The 3569-nt window shown below is 54.2% G+C and carries 3 protein-coding genes; all 3 read left to right on the top strand.

What is annotated here, in order from left to right; translation table 11 throughout:
- The first annotated feature begins 196 nt into the window (after window positions 1-196).
- The 3 genes from DVU99_RS19530 to DVU99_RS19875 all read left to right on the top strand — a co-directional run bounded on the left by DVU99_RS19530 (window position 197) and on the right by DVU99_RS19875 (window position 3462).
- Window positions 197-1696 (top strand): DUF2971 domain-containing protein, encoded by a 1500-nt coding sequence (locus tag DVU99_RS19530; RefSeq protein ID WP_114241905.1) that lies wholly within the window; start codon window positions 197-199, stop codon window positions 1694-1696.
- A 476-nt stretch (window positions 1697-2172) separates the two neighbouring features.
- Entirely contained in the window at window positions 2173-3045 is an 873-nt protein-coding gene (locus DVU99_RS19535) for an energy transducer TonB (protein ID WP_114241906.1), read from the top strand.
- Between the two features lie 90 nt (window positions 3046-3135).
- Window positions 3136-3462 carry a hypothetical protein gene (locus DVU99_RS19875; protein WP_157971503.1) on the top strand — a complete coding sequence of 109 codons (327 nt, stop codon included), beginning with the start codon at window positions 3136-3138 and terminating at the stop codon, window positions 3460-3462.
- Window positions 3463-3569: the final 107 nt, after the last annotated feature.

A 3569-nucleotide genomic window follows, 5' to 3' on the forward strand; every position in this document is an offset into this window, starting at 1 on the left:
ACTTGCTCTTGCGCATCGTGGGTCTCCTTGGGGCTAGTTTGCCTGGAGACCTCCAGTTATGTGTGGAGTGAGATTACGGGAAGGCGACAAGGGCTTCTAGCTCGTTCGCAGATAGGGTTTTCAGATTGACGGCCATAAATGGTCCTCTCTTATGAGATGATGTTTTGGAGAAGGTCGGGGCCTAGATTGGCCGAAGATGAAGAGAATTTTGGGGCAGCCACGGCGTATGGAAGATTACATCTACCGGTTTAGATCAGCCAGGGCGTTGCTCGAAAACTACCAAGAGCTCCAGAAGCAAAGCATCTACTTCGCGAAGCTCGAAGAGTTGAACGACCCGATGGAAGGGTTCAAAGATATCTTCTGGAGTGGCGATGACATTGTTTGGGGCAATCTTTTCCGGCACTACATCCAATGCATGGCCCACGCATTTTTCTTTCTTTGTATAGCTCAAGAAGAACATGATTTAACGTGGGACATGATTCCTGTCCTCGATGCGCGTCCCGAGCGTCTTACGGATGAGCTTAGAGTCCTCCACGATGAGGCGCTGAGCGAAGTTCTATCACAATCAGAGCTGAGTGAGTGCGTTCAGCGAATTGCTGCCAGAGTTCAGCCTGTTCGACGTAATGAGCTAGAATTTTATCTGCGCAATGTACATGAGCTTGCCGTTCCATGTGTTGCAAGAGTGTTTGCTCGTCGCAAGGTCCATCCGCCTTTTTTAGGCGTCGATGAGGCTATCGAAAATGCCAAGAGCAAGCTCGCCAAAGTGGCCGATTCGGTGCACATGGTCAACCTCATTGAGGAAGGTAGTTCAAGTGGCGAGCATGCATCGGAGCGGTTGTTTGCCTCCTTGAATGAGGCTATGAAACAGGTCGCTTTGATAGATAAATACAACGGTATTTTTGATGCTTCTAAGAGGAACTCTGGCTTTGTGTTCCTAAGCTTTCCTGAGCAGTACGTCCGAAACATTGAACGGCTCGTCTACCCGGAATGGTATACCGCGTGTTTCAGCAAGGACTTTCATAACTCGGCAGTCTGGGGCACGTATGGTGACCGCCATCAGGGCGTTTGCCTCAAGTTTAGGGTTAAGAAAGAAAGCGAGTGGTCAGGACTGACATTGAACCGTGTGTGTGGCTGGAGCAGTGTTACTGGGGCTACCAAGGGGGATGTTCCGCATCCGCTTTTGCCGGTTACGTATCAATCTAAGTTCGTCGCCATCGACTTCTTTAGGTCGCTTGGGGGTGTCAGTGCACCGGTGCTCAATCGAGATTGGCATCGATCTCAAGATGGTCGCGTGAGCATTTGTGACTTTGGAGGGGATTTCTCCGAAGAGAAGCGCGATGACTTTTGGAAGGCTTTCATGGTCAGCGCAACGACCAAGCTGAAGGATTGGGAGTATGAGCAGGAGTACAGGCTTGTACTGTATGGCAATATTTTAGATTTTTCGGACAAAGCGGACCGCGTTGCCAACTATGACTTCGCAGACCTGGAAGGAATTATTTTCGGACTAAACACCACGGATGCGGATAAGTTGGCCATCATGAAGATCATTGACGAGAAATGCCAACAGCATCAACGTGAAGATTTCAAGTTCTACCAGGCCTATTACGAGCATGCTACCGGGCGAATAGAGGCTACCGAATTGGGTCACCTTAAAGTGATTCTCAGTAAGGTTGCTTCAGGGGCTGTTTCTGCTTGAAGGTCCTCCCGAGCTCGGGCAGGATCACTCCACAACCCAAACCACGCGGTATGTGGGGCAAAGCCTTGGGGTGGAAGAGGGTGATCCCACACCACTCTCTCCGCCAAGAACGCATCTAAGCCGCTGATTTAGCGGCTTTTTTGTTTATGGCATATTTTAAGTCCCTACTTGCGCCCCTACTCAGGAGCACGGCTGCGGACGAGGCGCTGTATTGACCTTGGCCCTGCTGCCGAGAGGAACCAGGCTTTGGATGGCGATGGGAGCGGCGCTGGTCGTCGGTCTATTGATCTTGATCACGGGTTTCCATTTGAAGTCGTGAATTGTCCGCTTCCGACCCCCAGCGGACCTTCTAGGGTGGCCTGCCTTGGGCAACAGCAGCAAGGTGACCCACCCGGCTAGCGAATCGTCGGTCCACAGAACGGCTTCCGAGACCAATCAACGGTGCGGCAGAATCAGGGCTTTCCGATGGAGCGCCTATGAAACGTGTAGTTGCTATCTTGATGTGCGGGTGCTTGCTTGCCAGCGTCGCTGACATGTCGGCTGCCGCTGGTGCAGCCTCGCCTGAGGATGTACGCAAGACCGCCGAGGCCACGATGCTGGTGACGGGTATCATCGACGTGGATCCGAGCGGCTCGCTCCACAGCTATGCGCTGGACCAACCTGAGAAGTTGCCGCCAGCCGTGGTCGGGGTGGTCGGCAAGGCCTTGTCCTCATGGGCATTCAAGCTGTCTGAGCCCACCGACGAATTAGTGCATAGCAAGGTAAGTCTTAGGGTGGTCGCCAAGCCAATGGCTGATGGCAACTACAAGGTGACCGTCGAAGGTGCCTCATTCTTCCAACCGGGCCCCGGTGGCGAATGGGCCACGATCAAGGATCGTTCGCGTCAGCCGCGCTATCCGACAGAAGCGGTTGATGCCCGGGTGAGCGGTACCGCCTACTTGCTCCTGCGCATTGGTCGCGATGGGACCGTGGAGGAGGCGTTTGCCGAGCAGGTGAATCTGGACCAGTACAGTAGCGAAGTGGACATGAAGCACTACCGGAAACTGCTGGCCGATGCCGCGCTGGATGCTGCACGCCACTGGACGTACACCCCCCCGAGCAACGGGGCCCATGTTGACGATCCGTTTTGGCTTGTACGCTCCCCTGTGGTTTTTCACATCAAAGTGATCGGAACGCCGACCGCCGAACAACCGTATGGCCACTGGAAGACCTATATCCCGGGGCCGCGCCAAGAGCTGCCTTGGATCGGTAAGTCGCTAGCCAATGAGTCGCCAGATGCGATGCCTGAGGATGAAATGCGTTCGGGTGACCCGCGGCTGCAACTCATTACGCCGGTTGGCGGTGCCTGAGTCGCCACAGTTCACCTGTGTGAAAGTGTCCGCTTCCGACCCAAAGCGGACCTAAATTCGTAGAGCACAGGGAACGGAGACAGGCAAGCAATGGATCTCGATCTAATAAGAGCGGCTGCCGAGAGACTTGAGCGGGCTGTGGAGGTGGCTAAGGGCCAAGGGTATGAGAACGCCGATTGTGTACTCACGCCCGAAGTTCTAGCGCTTTTGCCCAAAGCGAAAGCCGGTTTGCTCGAACGGCCGGTGAAACTGCAATTTACCGCTGGACCGCGTTGGAACTTCACTGAAACCAAGCTTGGGCATTGCAGTGAGCTCGAAGATGCTTGGAGCGAATTCCGGATGGCGGTTGATGATTGGGCTTCCGATCCTGCTTTCCGAGCCTTTCAGGCTCGACTGAACGGGGAACGCTCGGCGTAACTCCAGATCGAGAGTCCGCTTTCGACCCAAAGCGGACCTCAGCGCCTCCATAAACTTGGATGCAACGATGAATGTGACGAATCAGGGGTGTCGTTGATGGCGAGCTT

Origin of the sequence: Dyella sp. C9, from assembly GCF_003332825.1 — a bacterium.
Taxonomy (GTDB): Bacteria; Pseudomonadota; Gammaproteobacteria; order Xanthomonadales; family Rhodanobacteraceae; genus Dyella.